This window comes from Bacteroidota bacterium (assembly GCA_039714315.1).
Lineage (GTDB): Bacteria > Bacteroidota > Bacteroidia > Flavobacteriales > JADGDT01 > JADGDT01.
This window is the reverse complement of the sequence record JBDLJM010000048.1, coordinates 1-19,922: the sequence shown is the minus strand read 5'-3', so window position 1 is coordinate 19,922 and position 19,922 is coordinate 1. Positions and strand designations below refer to the sequence as shown.

General features: G+C 36.1%; 16 protein-coding genes. 5 read left to right on the top strand and 11 right to left on the bottom strand.

Features of this window, described 5'->3' with window-relative positions:
- The 4 genes from ABFR62_06765 to ABFR62_06750 form a co-directional block, all read right to left on the bottom strand.
- On the bottom strand, positions 1-1,016 hold a 1,016-nt coding region (locus tag ABFR62_06765; protein ID MEN8138116.1), incomplete at its 3' end, for a glycoside hydrolase family 43 protein.
- 124 nt (positions 1,017-1,140) lie between these two features.
- Positions 1,141-2,247, bottom strand: coding sequence for a cellulase family glycosylhydrolase (locus tag ABFR62_06760; protein ID MEN8138115.1), 1,107 nt, complete (start codon positions 2,245-2,247; stop codon positions 1,141-1,143).
- 70 nt (positions 2,248-2,317) lie between these two features.
- Positions 2,318-3,472 (bottom strand): glycoside hydrolase family 2 TIM barrel-domain containing protein, encoded by a 1,155-nt coding sequence (locus tag ABFR62_06755; protein MEN8138114.1) that lies wholly within the window; start codon positions 3,470-3,472, stop codon positions 2,318-2,320.
- Between the two features lie 75 nt (positions 3,473-3,547).
- Positions 3,548-4,774 carry a glycoside hydrolase family 172 protein gene (locus ABFR62_06750; protein MEN8138113.1) on the bottom strand — a complete coding sequence of 409 codons (1,227 nt, stop codon included), beginning with the start codon at positions 4,772-4,774 and terminating at the stop codon, positions 3,548-3,550.
- 254 nt (positions 4,775-5,028) lie between these two features.
- Here ABFR62_06750 and ABFR62_06745 point away from each other — a divergent pair, with 254 nt between their 5' ends.
- Positions 5,029-6,279, top strand: a complete 1,251-nt coding sequence (locus ABFR62_06745) for an MFS transporter (protein MEN8138112.1) — start codon at positions 5,029-5,031, stop codon at positions 6,277-6,279.
- 359 nt (positions 6,280-6,638) lie between these two features.
- Here ABFR62_06745 and ABFR62_06740 read toward each other — a convergent pair whose 3' ends face one another.
- The gene (locus tag ABFR62_06740) at positions 6,639-7,676 is read right to left on the bottom strand and encodes a LacI family DNA-binding transcriptional regulator (GenBank protein MEN8138111.1); all 1,038 of its coding nucleotides are present in this window, start codon (positions 7,674-7,676) and stop codon (positions 6,639-6,641) included.
- A 196-nt stretch (positions 7,677-7,872) separates the two neighbouring features.
- On the opposite strand from ABFR62_06740, the gene ABFR62_06735 reads away from it, so the two are divergent.
- Both ABFR62_06735 and ABFR62_06730 read left to right on the top strand, forming a co-directional pair.
- Positions 7,873-8,922: a UDP-glucose--hexose-1-phosphate uridylyltransferase gene (locus ABFR62_06735; protein ID MEN8138110.1), complete on the top strand. Its 1,050-nt coding sequence runs from the start codon at positions 7,873-7,875 to the stop codon at positions 8,920-8,922.
- A gap of 50 nt (positions 8,923-8,972) precedes the next feature.
- A complete protein-coding gene (locus ABFR62_06730; GenBank protein ID MEN8138109.1) occupies positions 8,973-10,286 on the top strand; it encodes a galactokinase family protein in 1,314 nt (437 codons plus the stop codon).
- A gap of 101 nt (positions 10,287-10,387) precedes the next feature.
- Here ABFR62_06730 and ABFR62_06725 read toward each other — a convergent pair whose 3' ends face one another.
- The 6 genes from ABFR62_06725 to ABFR62_06700 all read right to left on the bottom strand — a co-directional run bounded on the left by ABFR62_06725 (position 10,388) and on the right by ABFR62_06700 (position 17,116).
- Positions 10,388-11,980 (bottom strand): amidohydrolase, encoded by a 1,593-nt coding sequence (locus ABFR62_06725; protein MEN8138108.1) that lies wholly within the window; start codon positions 11,978-11,980, stop codon positions 10,388-10,390.
- Between the two features lie 244 nt (positions 11,981-12,224).
- Positions 12,225-13,094, bottom strand: a complete 870-nt coding sequence (locus ABFR62_06720) for a DMT family transporter (GenBank protein MEN8138107.1) — start codon at positions 13,092-13,094, stop codon at positions 12,225-12,227.
- Positions 13,095-13,162: 68 nt separating this feature from the next.
- Entirely contained in the window at positions 13,163-14,425 is a 1,263-nt protein-coding gene (locus tag ABFR62_06715; protein MEN8138106.1) for a DcaP family trimeric outer membrane transporter, read from the bottom strand.
- A gap of 239 nt (positions 14,426-14,664) precedes the next feature.
- Positions 14,665-15,237 carry a gliding motility lipoprotein GldD gene (gene gldD / locus ABFR62_06710; protein ID MEN8138105.1) on the bottom strand — a complete coding sequence of 191 codons (573 nt, stop codon included), beginning with the start codon at positions 15,235-15,237 and terminating at the stop codon, positions 14,665-14,667.
- Entirely contained in the window at positions 15,221-16,561 is a 1,341-nt protein-coding gene (gldE, locus tag ABFR62_06705; GenBank protein ID MEN8138104.1) for a gliding motility-associated protein GldE, read from the bottom strand. Before gldE ends, gldD begins: the two co-directional genes overlap by 17 nt.
- A 168-nt stretch (positions 16,562-16,729) precedes the next feature.
- Positions 16,730-17,116, bottom strand: coding sequence for a single-stranded DNA-binding protein (locus tag ABFR62_06700; protein ID MEN8138103.1), 387 nt, complete (start codon positions 17,114-17,116; stop codon positions 16,730-16,732).
- Between the two features lie 434 nt (positions 17,117-17,550).
- On the opposite strand from ABFR62_06700, the gene ABFR62_06695 reads away from it, so the two are divergent.
- Together ABFR62_06695 and ABFR62_06690 are read left to right on the top strand one after the other, a co-directional pair.
- Positions 17,551-17,841 (top strand): HU family DNA-binding protein, encoded by a 291-nt coding sequence (locus ABFR62_06695; GenBank protein ID MEN8138102.1) that lies wholly within the window; start codon positions 17,551-17,553, stop codon positions 17,839-17,841.
- Between the two features lie 348 nt (positions 17,842-18,189).
- The gene (locus tag ABFR62_06690; protein ID MEN8138101.1) at positions 18,190-19,731 is read left to right on the top strand and encodes an Rne/Rng family ribonuclease; all 1,542 of its coding nucleotides are present in this window, start codon (positions 18,190-18,192) and stop codon (positions 19,729-19,731) included.
- Positions 19,732-19,922: the final 191 nt, after the last annotated feature.

Here is a 19,922-nt window from a genome sequence, read left to right as displayed (position 1 = left end):
TCTACCAAACCAAATTCTTTAACCAATTTATCATATTCCTTTTTCGAAATAGGAATCATACATCCATGACGTACTTCACCTGGCATTTCGTACTTGTCCCAATCGGCAAAGAAAGTGTATCCCGAAACCTGAAACCAGGGTCCGCTCATATTTTTGGCAATAGATAATCCATAAGAAACTCCGGGATACTGCTCATAATACATATACCAGTATTTTCCATCCTGTGAAGGGATAAGCATTGGTGCTTCTCTAAAGTTTGGACTAATTGATTCCTGAGGGTAGGAGTAGGGACCTGTTAAATTATCAGAACTACAAATTCTAATTGTTTTTCCGGTAGTCCATTCTACAGTAGGGTATCTTTCGTCTTTTAGAACAGCATAATATCGTCCATCAATTTTACGAATAAAAACATCTATCATACCCATGTTCCATTCAAATAGTTTCTTTGGAGTATCTGAGAATGTTTTCAAATCTTTAGAAAGCACGTATAAAGTACGTTGACTTTGCCAGTAGCGTTCCGAATCTCCTTCAACACCGTTCAAATGTGGAGAATGCCAACTTAAAATATACTGCGATGTTGATTCGTCGTAAAATATTTTAGGTGCACCCAAGCGTTGCAATGGTTTGTAATCGGGAATGTTATTTAAATCGGGAGTGTAGTGCGAGTATTCTTTCCATGTAATTAAATCGTCCGAAACCCAGATGTTTATCTGTAAATCGCCATCGTGATTATTACCTACTATGTAATATCGCCCATCGTGACCTTTTGTAATATCGGGGTGACCTTTGTAATCGTTAAAAATTCTTTTGCCATCGTTTAGTTCCTGCCAGTGTAATCCGTCTAAACTAACTGTGTAGTACAAACGACCGTAATCCTGATGCTTCATATGTGCAAACAGATACGCTTCGTTTACGGACTTTTCTCCATCCTTTACCGTTCCCGGAGGTGTTGGCTGTTGGGCTTTAACACTTATCGAAAATGCCAGTAAAATATATATTTTTAAAACTTTTATCATCTGTCTTTATAAATTTCATCGTGGTGTACAATAAATGAGTAAGGACAGAAGGTGTAAAACCTCCTGCCAAACTCATTTCAACAACTAACAACAATTTTTAAAGTCCTTATTTGAACACTAAAAATTATTTAGCATTTTTCTCAGAACTAAGCTTTTTTATCAAATCAACTTCTTCCTGTTTGTATGGAGTTCCGTCTTTACGGAATACTTCATGAAACCATAATTCAGGCTCTGACCCATCAGCAAGAGGCTCATCCCATGCGTATTTTGTATTCGATTTCCCGTCAACAAGTCCCCAATTTACAGCGCCAACATTGTTTTTTGCGAGAATAGGAAGCACATTTGTAAATAACGAGTTGTTACGACGAGCCATATATTCTGTACAGATAACAGGTCTGTTTAACTTCAATAGTGAGTCAACAGCACCCTGCATACTTTCAGGATTTTCATAATTATGGAAAGTAACAATATCTGAATTTTCTACCTGAAATTTGTTTAGATTATGCAAACCCGGAGTCCAAATACCTACAGTCAAAGGTTGTGAGGGGCGTATATCCCATCCCCATTGGAATGCTTTTTTTACCAATGGAAGTGATTCATCACCTTTTTTGTTATTTCCCGGTTCGTTATATAAATCCCACATTAAAATACGCTCGTCATCTTTGAAAGTTGTTAAAACGTCTTTTACGTAAGTTTCAAGAACCTTGTCAGTTATGATAGAATCTTTATAATAAAGATCTCCCGGATCCTGTACCCAACCAGAATTGTGAACTCCCGGTTTTGGAGCAGGCTGTGTTCCTGCTTCATAAACAGGATTCCAACAGTCGTCGAAGAATACAAAGAAAGGCTTGATTTCATGTTTTTTTGCAATGTCAAGAAACTGACTCATTCTTTTCTTGAATCCTTCTTTGTCCTGCTCCCAAGCAAGGTGGTGAAGATAAACACGCATTGTGTTCATTCCTATCTCCTGAGCCCAACCCAATTCTTTTTCAATAGTTTCAACATCGAACGATTCTGCCTGCCATGTTTCTAATTGGTTTATTGCAGTACTTGGGTTAAAATTAGCCCCAATATACCAGGGTTGTTGTTTACCCCATTCCTGAGCTTTCTCAACACTCCACTGACCATGGACTATTTTTTCTTGCTTTTTTTCTGTTTTTTGTTCTCCTCCACAAGCTACAAGGGCAGATAAAGCTAAAATTGTAAGAGTTGATTTAATAAATGTCTTCATACTTTGATTTTTTGTTAGTGTTGCGGGGCATTGACTACTAGTTTACAACACCATCCAACCATTTTATAATCTAATTTTTGCCGTTTTTCTCAGAACTAAGCTTCTTAATCAAATCAACTTCTTCCTGACTGTAAACCGAACCATCCTGACGGAAAATATCGTGGAACCAAAGCTCCGGTTCAGCTGTATATTCTTTTTCCCACGAATCCCATGCGTAAATAGTCTGAGAACGTCCTGCAACTAATCCCCAGTTTATAGCTCCGATATTATTCTCGGCCATATATGGAAGGTGAGTTTGGAACAACGAATTGTTACCACGTGCCATATACTCAGTACAAATCATAGGTCTGTTATATCTTTTCAACGGCTCTGATACTTTTTTAAATTCAGCAATATCAGCATAGTTGTGATATGTGATGATGTCAGAATTGTCGAACATAAATTTGTGGAATTCTGTCATGTTTTCTTCTTTAGTCCAATCGTCTCTCCAGGGAGCCGATGAAATTGGTTGAGAAGGATTTACCTCTCTGGCCCAGGCAAATACTTTCTTTAAAAGTATCATCGAGAATTTCTCTTTTCCTTTACCGTTTTCGTGGTAAGCGTTGTCGTTTGTATTCTGTGGCTCATTGTATAAATCCCACAACAATACTCTGTCGTCATTTTTGTAACGAGTAAGAATTGTTTGAACATAAGATTTCAATTCATCATGTCTTTCAGGATTCCAAAGGATATCTTTTCCCGGCGACTGCATCCAGTTTGCGTTGTGTAAATGTGCTTTTGGCTCTGGTTGCTTACCTGCAACCGGGTTTGGATTCCAAACATCGTCAAAGAAAATAAACATTGGTTTAATGTTGTGCTTAGCCGAAATATCAAGGAATTGATCCATGCGTTTCAGGAAAGCATCTTTATCATCACGGAAAGGAAAATAGTGTAAATAAACACGCATAGTATTCATTCCAATATTTGCAGCCCATCCAAGTTCTTTATCGATCAACTCAGGATTCCATGTTTCTGCCTGCCAAAAATCAAGTTGGTTCGATGCGTCACTCGGGTTGAAGTTTGCTCCAACAATCCAAGGCTGTTTTGCACCCCATTCCTGTGCTTTCTTCTCAGTCCAACGGATTCCGATTTCGTTCTTTACTTCTACTTGCTTGTCTTCGCCTCCGCAAGCCACCATTGCCGAAAGTGCTAAAACAACTATTGCTGATTTCATTATTCTTTTCATCCCTATTAATTCTTATTGTTTATATAATTTTATTCAAAAAAACATTTATTACCCTCATGGGAATCCGCTATGTTTTTATTTTAATTTTTCTGTTCTTAGTTTTACATTACCTAACTCAGGCAAATTACTTTCCGGCTTATCTAAATAAAAATATGCTGTTGCCGAAACATCATCTTCACGGTAATAGTTTGTCCAACCATTTATTAATTCCGGATCATCAATACTAATTCCTTTTTCCAGCATGTGAACCAATATGTTTATAGAATCGTTCTCAACTTGAGCTGTTACGGGAATAAGATTTGCTCCATTAGCTATATATCTCTGAACTTTATCTTTCATCGCACCACCCATTTGTTGGATAGTTACTTTAATATCGTCATAAAAATATACAGGATCAGGAATATGATAACGGTAAAAGGACCATTGTTTATTTTCACTATCAGCAATTAAACATCCCTGATAACGATTATTGTAAACACCCTGTTCCCATCCCGAACCTATATAATCTTCGGTACCGGTACCAACCAGAGTAGGGTATTCCTTGTCTCCGTCTAAATACATCTTTACTTCTCCTTCTCCCCACCAGGAATCCTCGTAATCAGGGTTGGCATTTAATCCAATATTCGAACCAATAAAACGTCCTTTCCCTTCTACCTTAGGTAAAATCTCGAAATCTTTTCCCGGAGTAGTTTTTAGATTCCTGCTCCAATATGCGTGAAAATACAAAGCATTATCATCAGCCTTTGGAGTGATAGTATAATTTATATCGTAGAATATTCTTGTAAGATCTCGATCAAGTTCGTTTGTCAATACAATTTTTGCCGATTTCTTAAATGGCATAGGAATAATCGAGTTAAAAGATCTTCCTTCCGGATTCGAGAAAAATTCGGTTTCGTTTCTCACTGCTTTACCCAGTCCAACACCAAAAAAGTCGCCCCATGGCACCGATACTGCAGGCTTATCCGAGCCATCCCAATACATGTCAATCCGTAAACCTCTCAACATTTCAGGATCGCGCTCAGTAAGAGTTGCCCACATACGATTTATTACACCCGAACCTTCAAGCTCTAATAATACAACAGATTGCCCGGCATAAACACGGTCGTAAGGATGACCTTTGGCTCCTTTGTTTTCCATTCCGGCTTTACCTTTGGCTCCTGTTTTGTTCTCAAAACTTATCCAACGTGTTTGAGTTCCGTCCGGCGAAGAGTATAACTCATTATTGCCGGATGGGCTTTGATTACATGACATAAATGTCAATATTAAGCTAATCATAATTAACAGGAAAGCTGTTATACGCATTTAAATTTTGGAGTTTGATTAATACTATATGATGTAAAATTATTTTAATATTTTATTATCCCTTAACATGATGCGTTTAATATAGAACTTTGCTAAAAATAACGTTACCGTTAACGTTACCGTTGATGCCTGTGTAATTTAATTTGATAACGAAGTTTGAAGTACATAAATTTTATGTTTACATTCACGACCGATTTACTTAAAACAAGTATAGATAACATCGAATTGATAATTATTAAAAATTAAATTACACTATGAGCGATCATAAAAAGAATTATACCGGACCATTCCTGATAATGGTTGGTCTTATGTTTATTGTAGGATTTCTAACTGTAGTTAACCAGCAGTTTCAAACACCTTTACAAAGTGCATTATTATCTGATGCCGGAGATCTAAAAAACACATTGGCTACATTTATAACATTTGCATTCTTTATGGGGTACCCTGCATTGGGGAGTACAGCTTCGAAATGGGCAGATACAATAGGATATAAAGGAACACTTATTAGAGGTATGATTGTTTTAATGGCCGGATTGGGTATAGAAGCGTTATCTGCTTATGCCGCTGGAGCTTTGGGATCAGTTAATATTGGTTCGGCTGTTGTTCCTCAGGCATTCTTTATTTTCCTTGTTGGTTCATTTGTACTAGGTTCTGCATTAGCAATTATGCAAACGGTAATCAATCCATTTGCTGCAATTATGGCTGTTCCGGGAACAAGTGCAGTAACACGTTTAAGTATTGCCGGATCTGCTAACTCAATTGGTACAACTATAGCTCCTTATTTCGTGACTTTCGTTGTATTTGGAAAAGGAGTAATTCCTGAAGTTGCTCAACTACTATTACCTCTTTCCATATTAATTTTGGTTGTTGGTATAGTTACAGGTGTTGTTGGTAAATTACACCTTCCAAACCCTGAACATGCCGAAGAAGTTGATCCTGTTAAACTTGTAAAGAGTATTTGGAGTTTCACACACTTAAAACTCGGTGTTGTTGCTATCTTTGTTTATGTAGGTGTTGAAGTAGCTGTTGGTTCCAATATCACAATGTTTGCTAAAAGTATTGGACTTCCTGAAGAAAAATATACTATCATGACAATGATGGTTTGGGGAGGTATGTTAGTTGGTCGTTTATTAGGTTCATTCCTAAGTAAAATTTCCGGTAACCACCAATTACTTTTCACTTCAACAATATCGTTGATCTTAGTTGCAATCTCAATGATTACTGAAAACTTATGGTTCCTTGCAGGTGTTGGTTTAATGCACTCAATTATGTGGGGAGCAATTTTCTCTCTTGCTATTGATAAATTAGGGCCGTATACAGCTAAAGGATCAGGAGCACTTATGATCGGTGTTGCCGGTGGTGCTATTATTCCATGGGTACAAGGTATCGCTGCCGATGTATTAGGAGGATGGTCTTTAACATGGATAATTGTTATTATTGGAGAAGCTTACCTAATCTACTACGCCCTTTCGGGATACAAAGTAAATAAAGAAGAATTGGCTTAATTAAAATAGCTAAATACACATATAGAAAAGAGGTTGTTTTTTACAGCCTCTTTTTTTTTCGATAAATATGATACTATAATTAGGCTGCCCTAAGCTGCTATACGTTTATACTCCTCGTTGCAAAAGCATTTCGCAACTATTTACAAAGGGGTCTTTTTCTTCGCAAAAGCCACTTTGTAAATTTGCTCAACAGACTTTTGCCACTGCGGGGTAACACTTCTATCAGCGGCAGAAATTCAATAAATAATTGGTATAACTTATCAATTATGAAATTTTGTTGTTATTGCTTGACTCTATTGGGCTAAGCAGACTCGTGACAACTTTAATTTTTAACACAATCAGCTTTCATTATTAATTATCTACTTCTTATTATCCCTCAAAAAAGCCTTTCTATTAGAACTTTCCCTTACTATCAGCTCCGAAGGAAGTGTTTCGGTAATAATTCTCATGTTATCATTTTCAATTTGTTCAATTAATACCTGAGCTGCATGTTGTCCCATACTAACAGTTGGGATGTTTACAGAACTTAATCTTGGTGAAACAATGTCTGTTGTTGGTTCGTTATTAAAACCAATTACCCCAATATGAAATGGTATCTTATATCCCATTTCCTTAATTGTCTTAATTACTTCTATCGCCACAGGATCGTTAACACTAAAAAAAGCATCAGGAGGAGATGATAAGGACATCAGCTTTTTCACGTTATCAACGGCTCTTGAACCATTAAAATGTCCATACACAATATATTCGGGATTAACTTCTATATCATTATCTTCAAGTGCTTCGGTATATCCTTTCTCTCGTAAGCGTGATACTTCAACATGTCGTGGCCCACCGATATAAGCAATGCGTTTATAACCCTGATCAATTAGATGCTCAGTAGCTTCGTATGCTCCGTTAACATCATCGAAAACTATCTTAGACGATTCAATATTTTTACCAACCCTGTCGAACATAACCAGAGGTGTCTTTCTTCGCAATATTTTGTCGAAATGCGAAAAATCCTTTGTTTTACGAGATACCGAAACTATTAAACCATCCAAACGACTAGACATCATCGATCTGACATTCTCAACCTCCATATCGTAATCTTCGTTTGATTGGGCTATTAAAACATTATATCCCAATCTTCTGGCTTCGTTCTGAATTCCACTAATCACTGATGAAAAGAAATGCATATCCAATTGAGGTACAATTACACCTATGATGTTAGTTTTTCTCTGCACTAAACTTTTTGCAAGGGCATTTGGTTCGTAATCCAATTCTTCGGCCAACTTTATTACTGCAGCCTTTGTTTTAGGATTAATATCCGGCGCATTGCGCAAAGCCCTCGAAACAGTTGTTACCGAAATATTCAGCTTACGAGCCAAATCTTTTATCGTTACATTTCTTCCCATAATAACAGAATAATATATATCAATACTTATTGTATCTAAGGGATGCAATATAACATATATCGCCAATACCGGCAACGTTAACGTTAACGTTATTTTATATGTAGTTCAAAAATGACCATCAGCAAATTGTAAAGCGCTAAATATTAAATATAAATTCGTCAATGCATATTGCTAAACAGTAATACTAAATATTATTATGACTGAAGAATTTGACTTTGAGTCGCATCCTCATAGAAGATATAATATATTAACAGGTGAATGGATACTTGTGTCGCCCCATCGTACAAAACGACCCTGGTTAGGTAAAGTTGAGAAATTAACAACAGAACATCGCCCAAGCTATGACGAAAACTGTTATTTATGCCCAACAAACACAAGAGTCGGAGGACATGAAAATCCTGACTATAAAGGTACATTTGTGTTCGATAACGACTTTGCTGCTCTTTTACCTGATGCACCAAAAGGCAGTTATGATATTGGAGGCTTATTGAAAGCCGAAAGTGAATCGGGTATATGCAGAGTTATTAATTTCTCGCCTGACCACAGTCTGACTTTAGCACAGATGAAAAAGGAATCGATCGTTGATGTTGTCAACACCTGGATAGATCAATACATTGAACTTGGAAATAAGGAAGACATTAATCACGTTCAGATTTTTGAAAACAAAGGTGATATAATGGGGAATTCTAACCCTCATCCACACGGGCAAATCTGGTCACAAAAAACAGTTCCGGTAGAAAATGCAAAGAAAGTATTCCAACAAAGGAAATACTTTGATGAAAAAGCTTCAGGTTTACTTGCCGGTTACATTGAAATAGAAATGGAAGAAAAGGAAAGAATAGTTTTCGAAAACGAGCACTTTCTTGTTTTAGTTCCTTTTTGGGCAGTATGGCCGTACGAAACTATGATTGTTCCAAAACGAATGATGAAAGACATTTCATTAATGACTCAGGAAGAAAAAGAAGCTTTTTCCGAGGCAATCAAGCAAATAACAGTTCGTTATGATAATTTATTTGAAATTTCTTTCCCTTATTCTGCCGGGATTCATCAAGCTCCGACAGATAGTGAAAACCACCAAAGTTACCACTGGCACATGAGCTTTTATCCGCCATTGCTACGTTCGGCAACGGTGAAGAAATTTATGGTTGGATACGAAATGTTTGGAAATCCACAGAGGGATATTACAGCAGAATTTAGTGCAAAGCGACTGAGAGAACTTAGTGATATTCACTTTAATGAGATATAAGTATAGATAAGTAAAGGCGCAGGGTCCTGCGTCTCAAAAAAAACAACAAAATGGCAAACATTAATCAAATAAACGAAAAACTAAATGCAGGAACACTTCCTGTTTTTAATGAGTTATATGGTAATGACTCACAAGTATTGGAAGAACAAAAGCAACGATACATTGACCTTATTGAGAAGTTTTCTTCGAGATACGGGGCTGATGAAGTAGAGTTATTCAGTTCGCCGGGAAGAACAGAAGTAGGAGGTAACCATACCGACCATCAATTGGGTAGGGTGCTGGCAGGAGCTGTAAATCTCGATAATATTGCTGTTGCTGCTCTAAATGGGACAAACACGGTAAGAATTCTATCTGAAGGATATCCTGAATTTGAAGTTAACCTTGACGAATTAGAAATTGATGAGGCCATGTTCTCTACTTCTGTTGCATTGGTAAAAGGTATAGCTTTTCGTTTAAAAGAGCTTGGATTCCAGATAGGAGGTTTTGATGTTGTAATAGAGGGGCGGGTTCCCGTTGGATCGGGATTGAGTTCTTCTGCATCATTCGAGGTATTAATCGGTGCTATCTTCAGTCATTTATTCAACGATGGAAAATTAGATCCTGTTGAAAATGCAAAAATCGGACAGTGGGCCGAGAATAATTTCTTTGGTAAGCCATGTGGATTGATGGATCAAACTGCATGTGCGGTTGGAGGTTTTATAACTATCGACTTCAAAGATGCTTCTAATCCAATTGTTAAGGCTTTGGATTTCGATTTTGCAAAAACAGGTTATTCACTTGTGATAACAGATACTGGTGGAAGTCATGCGAATTTAGATAGTGAATATGCTCTTTTGCCTGCCGAAATGAAATCGGTTGCAAAAGAACTGGGAGAAGACGTTTTACGTCCTTTATCAATGGATCAGGTTGTTGAGAATATTCCTAACATCCGTGAAAAAGTAGGGGATAGAGCTTTATTGAGAGCTATTCACTTCCAGGCCGACAATAATCGTGTTGTTGAAGAAGTTTCGGCATTGGAATCTAATGATTTCAAGAAATTTCTAAGTCTTGTAATAGAATCAGGTTATAGCTCATACATGTATAACCAAAATATTTATGCTCAGACACCCGAAAATTTCAACAGTAAAATGGCAGAGCAGGGAGTTGCTCTTGGATTGGCTTTGAGCGAGCTTGTGTTAAAAGGTTCAGGAGCATGGCGTGTACACGGAGGAGGTTTTGCAGGTACCATTCAGGCATTTGTTCCGAACGATAAATTGGAACAATATATCTCAACCCTCGAAAATACCTTTGGAGAAGGCAAATGTCACAAACTGTTTATCAGATCAAAAGGTTCCGATAAAGTTGAGTTAGTAAAACATTCCTAAACCGTATTGTAAATTTGAGTTAAGATTCCTCATTTATATGTACTTAGTACATTTTGTTAAGCTGAACCGGGAGCAAATAAGCTCCCGGTTCTTTATTTGGTTTAGTTTTCTGTTCCCGATATATCGTAAACCTTCACACCACCCACATAAGTTTGTAAAACTTTTACATCTTTTATTTTAACAGGATCAATTTCCAGAATATTCTCGTTAAGAATAACAAAGTCAGCTAGTTTTCCTTCTTCCAGAGATCCTTTGATATTATCATCGAACGATGCATAGGCTGCATTTCGGGTATAGGCAATTAATGCCTGTTCAACCGATATTTTTTGTTCCGGTATCCAACCATTCGGGTTTTTATTATCTAGTGTTCGGCGTGTGGTAGCTGCGTAAATGCCGTACAAAGGAACTGGAGGAGCTACAAACCAGTCGCTGCCAAATGCTACTGTTGCATCGCTTTCCATAAGCGATTTAAATGCATAAGTTGTTTTTGCCCTTTCTTTCCCTACAACCTTTTCGGCCCATCGTCCGTCGTCAATTGCGTGATATGGTTGCATACTGGCAATTACTTCAAGTTTGCCAAATCGTGGTATATCATCTTTTGCAAGATGTTGAGCGTGTTCAATTCTAAACCTTCGGTCTCTTTCGCCGTTTTCGATACCTACTTTCTCGTATGTGTTTAGCAAAAAGTGTATCGCGCTATCGCCAATTGCATGTATCATAATCTGCAAATCGGCGTTATCAGCATCTTTTATCCATTTGTACATATCTTCGCGGCTTTCTACAAAGAATCCACGGTCTGAAGGTTTATCAGTGTATGATTCCATAAAAGCAGCTGTATGCGAACCCAATGACCCGTCAATAAATCCTTTTAATCCTCCTATTTTAATCCAGTTATCACCATAGCCTTCTTTTTCGATCTTTTGTTTCAGCTTATTCCATTCATTCAATGGATAGGCAACATAGAATCTTGTAATTAGCTCATTTTTTTTCCTCGCTCTTTGTAAAGCATCCATATATCCAATCATATGATGTACCGATGTAACTCCATTAGATGCCACGTAATTCATCGCATTTTTTAATGCCTGGTCAGTTGATTTTTCTGAAGCTGCCGGAATCTTATCCAGGTAATGATACATAGCATTGTCCTTTAATATTCCAGTGAGTTCTCCCTTTTCATCTTTTGATATTAATCCTCCGTCAATACTTTCTGTATTTTTGTTTATTTCAAAAAAATCAAGAGCAAGAGAGTTTGCCAATGCCATGTGCCCGTCAAGTCGGCTTATAAAAACAGGATTGTTTGGGGTAATACTGTCAATCCATTCTTTTGCGGGTAATTCACCACCCCAGTTTTTGTGATCCCAGTCACCTCCTAATATCCATGTTCCCGGTTCTGTATTTGCAGCATATTCCTTAATTCTACTTAAAAATTCTTCTTTACTGGCGGCATCTCGCAATTGAACAGATGTCAGGTTAAATCCACCGGTTATAAAGTGAAGATGACTATCGATAAATCCGGGTGTAACAAACTTTTCTTCAAGGTCTATTACATTTGTGTTTTCCGATTTCAATTCAAGAATGTCTTCATTGCTGCCAATAGCCATAATAGTATCACCTTTAACAGCCATAGCTTCTGCAAATTTTTCATCAGGGTTTCCAGTCCATATTTTAGCATTATGGATTATTGTTTCTGCCATAGGGGGCTGTTTTTTGCACGAAGTTATTAGTAAAAGTAGGGCTAATACTAATGTGCCGGTTGATATTAAGTTTTTCATAGATAAAGTATTTAACAAGTAATACCAAAAGGTTTCTGATATTTATTTGGTATAAATATATATAATTGATCTGTCTTGGGTAGGATCAATAAGCGTAAAATACAGAAATAGCAAATTTTGTATATATACTTGTCAATATTTTAAAAAGTCGGGAAAGTAGAAGTATTTATTTCCTGTTAACCAGATATACTCCCGATAATATGATTAAAGTACCCGTAATCTGAATCCAGTGCAGGGTTTCTCCGTCGAATATTGCCCAAAAGATTGCAACAATAGGGATTAGATAGGTAACACTGGTTGCAAAAACCGGAGAACTGATCTGTATCAGTTTATTGAAAATTGCAACCGACATGGCCGTACCTATTACAGCTAAAATGGCTATATACAACATCGACATATTTTGTTGCGCCTCAAACCTGTACTGACCGAAAAAGCCTGTGAAAGCAAGTATTATTAACGAAGGTATAAGGAAAATGCTGAATGCAGACACTGTAATAGCTAGTGCTTTTTCCTTGTTCAGATACTTCTTTATCAGATTTGAATTAATAGCATAGCTGACAGCTGCAGCTATGACAAACAAGGAGTAGTAGAAGTTAGAATTAGTATTTATTTCAGCTCCCTTTAGTATAAGAATCATGGTTCCTGTTAATCCTATAAGTATACCAATTACCTGTGCAGTTCTGACTTTTATTTTGAAGATGTAAATTCCCAGTATAACTGTAAAAATAGGTACAAGAGAATTTAAGATGCCGGTAATTCCGCTGTCGAGTTCTGTTTCGGCTATGGTAAATAGGAATGCGGGTAAAAAATTACCGGACAAACCTGCAAAGAACAGGTGCCAAAAATTGTTTTTGTTTATTAATTTAAGGTGTTTAAAGCCTACAATTAAAAGGGTAGAAGAGGCTATGGCTACTCTAAGTGCCCCAACCTGAATAGGAGAGAATGATTCTAGTCCCCTTTTCATCAAAATAAATGAGCTTCCCCAAATTAGAGAAAGGAAAATCAAAAATCCCCAACGTTTGTAACTGTCCCGCATCTTCTATAATTGAAGTGCAAATATCACCAAATTAATTAAGTTTTTACTTTAGCCTTTAAAGTTTATATTTAAAAGTTATACATAAATCCAAAGCTGATTCTCATTGCTTCTCTATTTTTATTACGATCCATATAAGTAGGTGTATGTGGAAGGAGATTTTGGTCGAGATAATATCCATTGGCTATCACTCTCTTAATTCCATAATTTAACTCTACACCTAGAGTGAGATTAGGGTATGGGTCGTACATTAAATTAAGCAATATATAGTTATAAAGTAAATTAACACTTCCGTCTATTACCTTAATATCTGTTCCTCCATTGTCTTGGACATAGTATAACGAAATATCATCTACATCAATCATAGTGAATCCATAAACAATATTAGAGTGAATCCGGTGGGTGAAATAGTGTTCATACGATGTCCAGCCTCCAATTGCAGGAGTAGGAGTAAAGATGTTTTGCTCTTGAGGATAAGCATCATATCCATTCCCGACATAAGTAACCAAATAAGTTGTTATACCTTTCCCGGCAACTGCCAAAAACTGTAAATTAGACTCGCCGAAATTACCCCACATTCCCGAGATAGTAGCTCCGTAGCCAAATAAACTGTTTCTGATTCCGTTCTCCAGGAAATTTATTTTTCTGTATATGGTCGATAACCTTAAGTGCCCCCAATCTTCACGGTAAGACGAAGCTAAAACCAAATCGGGTACATTTTGATAATCCGTTTCAATAGATGTTGTAAATTCAGGGAACTCATTATAATCAACAGTTGGTGTTTGCAGAGCTATTTCATAATGCCAATTGCTTTTACCAAAACTGTTAAAGTATTTTATAAAAGGAATTCTTGCCCAAACTCCTGACGGAGGTCCGTCGAAATCCAAAACATTTGCCCATATCTCCTGATTGCCAAAGCTTTCCCAGTCCTGGCCAATTTGCCAGTGATCGGTTTTTACATATGCCTTTCGCAGTCGCATCGCACCATTTCCTCCCCAAAAATCCCATTCTATATGCGCAGTTATCTTTCCGGCTTTTGGGTGAATATAGCTTCCTTCCATTCTAACCTGAGTCTGGTAGAGATCAACCCCTAAATTTTGCCTGTTATCATTACTGTTTATATCTATCGATCCAATGCTGAAAGTTTCAAAATCCTGTAACCCGCCTTTAATATTGTAATAGCCATTCATCTTCATGTTGGCACCGGCCCATGCAGTTATCTTTGGTTGATCGTTTATGCTGTCTTTCGAAATATACTTTAACAAGCGTTCCTGAGCTGAAATATCAGCTGTAAATACTAGAAATAATAATGAAAACAGGAATTTAAGCTTCATATTAGTATGTGTTAAAATACTGATAATGAAGTTAGTAAGAAAGTAGGAGTTTAGAAATATAAATAGGTGATACTTTTTAATCAACTTTATTTACAAAAAATGAAGTCAGTTGCCTAACCAGCAACCAGTAACCAGCAACCAGTAACCAGTAACCAGTAACCAGCAACCAGCAACCAGTAACCAGTAACCAGTAACCAGCAACCAGCAACCAGTAACCAGTAACCAGCAACAAGATCAGATTATTCCTGCCATTCTAAAGTCTCTATCAATGCGATAATATCTTTTTTTATGTAGCTAACAGCGGGAGCTAAAGAATCAGGATTTGGGGCAACATAAAAATATAATGCACCCGAAACTATATGTTTCGTACTGTCTGTAACGTAAAACTGAAGATTCGATGCAGCATTTCCTGTAACTTCGTATAGTATACCATAAGTTTTATTGTTTGGGTTACTGTAGGGGTTTTCAATAATTCCACTCGCTTTTACAGTATGCTTATATGTGAGCTTTTGAATTTCATCAATAAGGTTTTTTACATCGTGTTCTATGTCTTTATGGGTAAGGTGTACAGTTGCCTTCATTTTAGGGTATTTAAGGTTTACCCAATTAGATCTTTTAACTTCTGCTTTTGCGTAATCCGACTTCTGGAATTGAGCATTTATATTGTCGGCATCATACAAGCTGTACTTAGCTTCAGGATATTCTAATCTAACATGGCCACGTGGTCTCGGATAAGTATTATCATCACACGAAATCATGGTCAGCAAAAAACTGAAAATAATAAATATATATGCCTTATTCGTCTCCTTCATCTTCATCTAAGTTTTTGATACTTACTTTTACTTGTTTAATTCTTTTTCTGTCAATGGCTTCAATCGTAAAATCGAAATTGACAAAATTAATTACTTCACCTTTATCGGGGAAGCCGCCGGCAATTTCCAGAATAAATCCTGCCAGTGTGTCTGATTCACCCTTCTCGTTTTCAAATATTGATTCATCTTCAATATCTATAACCCTGTAAAAGTCCTTTAATGTAGTTTTTCCTTCAAAAATAAAATTTAACTTATCTAGTTTCGAATATGAGATCTCTTCTATATCAAATTCATCACTAATATCTCCAACAATTTCCTCAATTATGTCTTCCAGTGTGATTAATCCTGAGGTGCCGCCGTATTCATCTACCACAATAGCAAGGTGGATCTTTTTTTCCTGAAAGTCATTCAACAGATCATCTATCTTTTTATTTTCAGGAACAAAAAATGCCGGTTTTATAAGTCTTACCCAGTTAAAATTATCTCCCGCATTGATGTGCGGTAAAAGGTCTTTTATATATAAAACACCCGAAATTGTATCAATATTTTTTTTGTAAACCGGGATCCTCGAATATCCGTGGTTTAAGATTTCCTCTAGGACAAAGTTGAATTTTTCGCCTGCATTAATGGCAAACATATCAATACGGGGTTGCATAATCTGCTTTGTGTCTGTATTTCCAAAACTCACAATTCCTTCCAGAATCTTTTGTTCTTCCAGAGTTGTATCGTCATCAGAGGTTAACTCCAGTGCATGTTCGAGGTGTGAAACCGAAATGTTTCCTTTGTTTTTTTGAAGTTTATCTTCGATGAAATTAGTCGATTTTAATAAGGGAATACTTATAACCCTTAGAAGCGATTGCATTACTTCTATGGGTTTAGCCATTGTTTGTGCAAATTTTAAAGCATTGAGGTTAGCATATACTTTAGGTATAACTTCTCCAAACATCAAAATAAGAAAGGTGATTGCAACTATCTGTATCAGGAAGCCTAGTACTCCTTTTATCTCTAATTCAAATAAGCGACCTGTTAAATAAGTTGAAAAGATAACAATGCCGACATTGATGAAATTGTTGGAAATAAGTATTGTCGCCAGTAACTCCTTAGGTCTTTCCAATAGAGTCAATACCAAATTGTCGCACTTTTTTTCCGATTCTTTAGCTTTTTCAAGGTCACTTGGTGTCAACGAAAAAAATGCAACTTCTGCACCGGAAACCAATGCAGAAAGTCCAAGAAGTAATATTAAGGCTAAAATATCAACTACAGTAAAAAAGTGATATTGCTCTAATAAGCCTATTATATCAAAACTAGAAAGGTCAGGATCCAAGATTATGTTTTTATATTGATTAATGCAATAATACAAAAATATAATTTTTCACGACTATTGTTTGCTTTTTAAGAGTAAGATAAATTTATAGACAAAGCCGGATCAATATCATAAAGATGTTTCTACTCTTTAATTATAATGTTCCGGCTTTATCGGTTAAATATATTTTTAATAAGGTAAGTCTTCTTCGCTGATCACCCATTCAGGTGCGTTTTCAATGTTCTTGGTATTAAGAAACTCTATTTTACCTGCAATAATCTCGGTTGAGTATTTAGTTAGCCCTTTATCTTCCCACTTGTTAGTGTGTAATTTGCCTTCTAAATAAATGAGGTTTCCTTTTTTTAAGTATTTGTCACAAATTTCGGCAAGACGATTTTTGGCTGTTATTTTATGCCATTCAGTTTTCTCTACTTTTTTTCCGTCTTCCTTACTTTTATAATACTCTGATGTAGCTAAGGAAAAGTTGGCTATAGAATTGCCATCGTCGAATTTGTGTAATTGTACATCGTTACCTAATCTTCCGATTAGCATTACTTTGTTTAATGAAGCACTCATATCATGTAAATTTATTGGTTAATAAATAATGTTAATTAAATTCTTACTTATAAATAACTCGGTAGTTGTTATAACAACAATATACAAATAATAGTTTGTTATTGATATTTTATAAAGATGTTTTTGGACAGCAATCAGTAAATTATAGTATAAATATTATATGCAACTGCATGTTATGGGTTTGATTAGTAGATCTATAAAGAATGTTATGCCGAATTTAGTCAATAAAAAATATAGATAGTTTTAAGTTAAAATAGGCTTGTTTTATAATATAAAATTGTGCTAAAAACACTGTATGTCATAAAGTATTGATAATTAGTCAGTAAATAGATTCAAATTTTGTAAATTAGTCTTTTGTATTTATCGGAAAGTCATATATTTGCACGCCTCAAAATGGTAAAAAAATAGAAAGTGTAAAATTAATTTATATTAAAATGACAAAAGCTGATATTGTTACAAGTATTTCTGAAAATTTAGGAATGGACAAAACTGATGTTCAAAACATAGTAGAATCGTTCATGGGAGAGGTGAAAGGAGCTCTTGAAGAAGGTGAAAATGTTTACCTAAGAGGTTTTGGAAGCTTTATTATCAAGAAAAGAGCAGAAAAAACAGGAAGAAATATTTCTAAGAATACAACTATAAAGATTCCTGCTCATAACATTCCTGCTTTCAAGCCTTCAAAAGTATTTGTAGAAGGAGTTAAAGCAAAAGTTAAGGTAGACTAGGTTTATTTCGAAAAATAAGACTACTTTTGCCACCCTGAAAAAAGGGTGGCAAAATTAAACTAATTATATTAACCAATAAAAATTTAGCGTTATGCCAAGTGGTAAGAAAAGAAAGAGACATAAGGTAGCAACTCACAAGCGTAAGAAGCGTATGAGAAAAAACAGACACAAGAAAAAGTAAATTTTTCTTAACTGTTTTTTAAAGACATTCAAGCGCACCCATTAAGGGTGCTTTGTTTGTTTGTCGGATATATGAAAATATCCGACATTAGAAGTTCTTTATTTATTGAAGACCTGAAGATTTTAATAATTTTTCTGTTGTAACTACAGGAAGTTAAATGTTGAAGGATGGATAATGAAATAGTTATTCGTTCCGGATCTTCACGTGTTGATATAGCACTGCTTAAGGAGGGTAAACTTACAGAGTTGCACTCCGAAGAACACAATATATCATTTGCCGTGGGTGATCTTTATCTTGGAAGGATAAAGAAATTAGTTCCGGGGCTCAACGCAGCTTTTGTTGATGTTGGGTACGAAAAAGATGCATTTTTGCATTATCACGATTTAGGGCCATCGGTCCGTTCATTATTAAAATTCGTCAAAAAAACTCAATCAGGTAAGCAAAGTGATTCGTCGTTTAACGACTTCGAATTTGAGGAGGAAATTCATAAGGATGGTAAAATCGATAAGGTTTTACAACCCGGACAGAATATCCTAGTACAAATTGCAAAAGAACCTATATCTACTAAAGGGCCGCGAATTAGTTCGGAAGTATCGCTGGCAGGTAGATATATTGTCTTGGTGCCTTTCTCGGAAAGAATATCTGTTTCTCAGAAAATTAGAAATAAAGAAGAGAAGGATAGGTTACGAAGACTAATTCAAAGCATTAAGCCCAAAGGCTTTGGAGTAATTATCCGTACGGTAGCAAAAGGAAAAAAAGTTGCAGAATTAGATGAGGACATTAATAATCTGCTTAATAAGTGGAACAAATGTTATACTTCTGTAAAAAAAGAGAAGCCGCCATCACGGGTATTGGGTGAATTGGATCGTGCAACGGCAATATTGAGAGATATTTTTAACGATTCATTTAAAAGTATTATTACCGATGATGAAGGTCTTTATTTGGAGGTAAGGCAATATTTAAATACTATTGCACCGGATAAAGAAAGTATAGTAAAACTTTATCAAAACAAAGTACCGATCTTTGAAAAGTATGGAATAGAGCGTCAGAAAAAAGTTCTTTTTGGCCGTTCGGTTTCGATGAGTAAGGGAGCATATTTGATAATAGAACATACAGAGGCATTGCATGTGATTGATGTGAATAGCGGAAATAGAGCTAATTCTAAAGAGTCACAGGAAACAAATGCCCTGGAGGTTAATTTGATATCTGCTACCGAAATTGCTCGTCAGTTAAGGTTGCGCGATATGGGAGGAATTATAGTTGTGGATTTTATAGATCTACACTCTTCCGAAAATCGCAGAAAACTATTTGAACACCTTAAAGAAGCCATGCGCGGTGACAGGGCAAAACATAAAATTTTGCCACCAAGTAAATTTGGATTGATCCAAATTACGCGTCAACGGGTACGACCGGAAATGAACATCAAAACTAAAGAGCCTAATCCTAATGGGGAAGGCGAAATTGATGCTCCAATTCTTATAGTAGATGAGATTAAGACAAAGATAGATCGGATAATCGCAAAAGGAGAGCACACGAATATTACTTTGAATGTTCACCCTTTCATTGCGGCATATTTAACAAAAGGATTTCCTTCAATTCGTTTTAAGTGGTTCTTAGAAACGAAAAAATGGATTAAAATCCTACCTCGAGATGCTTATCAGTATCTTTACTATCAAATTTTTGATGGTGAAGGAGATAGAATAAAATAATGATGAATTTTAAAAGCCAAGTACTTTATTTAGTGCTTGGTTTTTTTTTGGCCGCTTTTACGGGCTATACACTATACTCCTCGCAAAAAAAAATATTTACAATACATTTCCGGGAGCTCCTTTTAGTCGCTTCCTCAATAGTTTGTTCATAATATTTTTTGCTCCGGGGTGCCGTTTCTATCCCTAGCGGT

What these genes read in the sequence shown, in the direction of transcription:
- ABFR62_06755 (MEN8138114.1), bottom strand. Translation starts at nt 3,472, where the DNA reads ATGAAAAGAATAATGAAATCAGCAATAGTTGTTTTAGCACTTTCGGCA.
- ABFR62_06690 (MEN8138101.1), top strand. Translation starts at nt 18,190, where the DNA reads ATGGATAATGAAATAGTTATTCGTTCCGGATCTTCACGTGTTGATATA.
- ABFR62_06745 (MEN8138112.1), top strand. Translation starts at nt 5,029, where the DNA reads ATGAGCGATCATAAAAAGAATTATACCGGACCATTCCTGATAATGGTT.
- ABFR62_06725 (MEN8138108.1), bottom strand. Translation starts at nt 11,980, where the DNA reads ATGGCAGAAACAATAATCCATAATGCTAAAATATGGACTGGAAACCCT.
- gldD (MEN8138105.1), bottom strand. Translation starts at nt 15,237, where the DNA reads ATGAAGGAGACGAATAAGGCATATATATTTATTATTTTCAGTTTTTTG.
- ABFR62_06750 (MEN8138113.1), bottom strand. Translation starts at nt 4,774, where the DNA reads ATGCGTATAACAGCTTTCCTGTTAATTATGATTAGCTTAATATTGACA.
- ABFR62_06700 (MEN8138103.1), bottom strand. Translation starts at nt 17,116, where the DNA reads ATGAGTGCTTCATTAAACAAAGTAATGCTAATCGGAAGATTAGGTAAC.
- ABFR62_06760 (MEN8138115.1), bottom strand. Translation starts at nt 2,247, where the DNA reads ATGAAGACATTTATTAAATCAACTCTTACAATTTTAGCTTTATCTGCC.
- ABFR62_06730 (MEN8138109.1), top strand. Translation starts at nt 8,973, where the DNA reads ATGGCAAACATTAATCAAATAAACGAAAAACTAAATGCAGGAACACTT.
- ABFR62_06720 (MEN8138107.1), bottom strand. Translation starts at nt 13,094, where the DNA reads ATGCGGGACAGTTACAAACGTTGGGGATTTTTGATTTTCCTTTCTCTA.
- ABFR62_06715 (MEN8138106.1), bottom strand. Translation starts at nt 14,425, where the DNA reads ATGAAGCTTAAATTCCTGTTTTCATTATTATTTCTAGTATTTACAGCT.
- ABFR62_06735 (MEN8138110.1), top strand. Translation starts at nt 7,873, where the DNA reads ATGACTGAAGAATTTGACTTTGAGTCGCATCCTCATAGAAGATATAAT.
- ABFR62_06740 (MEN8138111.1), bottom strand. Translation starts at nt 7,676, where the DNA reads ATGGGAAGAAATGTAACGATAAAAGATTTGGCTCGTAAGCTGAATATT.
- ABFR62_06695 (MEN8138102.1), top strand. Translation starts at nt 17,551, where the DNA reads ATGACAAAAGCTGATATTGTTACAAGTATTTCTGAAAATTTAGGAATG.